The organism is Campylobacter sp. BCW_4323 (assembly GCF_001763115.1).
Taxonomy (GTDB): Bacteria; Campylobacterota; Campylobacteria; order Campylobacterales; family Campylobacteraceae; genus Campylobacter_D; species Campylobacter_D jejuni.
Map to the genome: position 1 here is coordinate 1,068 of NZ_MJYC01000086.1, position 396 is coordinate 1,463.

A 396-nucleotide genomic window follows, 5' to 3' on the forward strand; every position below is an offset into this window, starting at 1 on the left:
TTTTTAATACCACTTGTAATAGTCGCATCAGAATCATTTTTTAAACTTAAATTATTATTACTTTTATTGAAAATATTACCATAAATAATTCCATTGTCAGTATTTAAAATACCGCTTCCTTTTGCCGAAGCAATAAGACCTTCATTTTCAATAGTGATTCCGTGAGTTTGAACTTCTGCATCTTTTTGTCCAATGGTTCCAGTATTTATAATACCCCCATTACCACCTTGGATAGTTCCAGATACATTGATACTAGTATTTACTTGCTTACCACCGCCTATATAAATACCTGCATTACCACCTTCTAATCTACCCCCTTCTTTAACTTCAATACCTTCACCCTCAATACCATTTTTACTTCCATCTATATGGATTGCATCATTGCCTGCTTTAATA

1 pseudogene is annotated in these 396 nt (G+C 32.6%); it reads right to left on the reverse strand.

What is annotated here, in order from left to right:
* Positions 1-396, reverse strand: a pseudogene (locus AJN60_RS09835) (hypothetical protein); the annotation flags it as partial.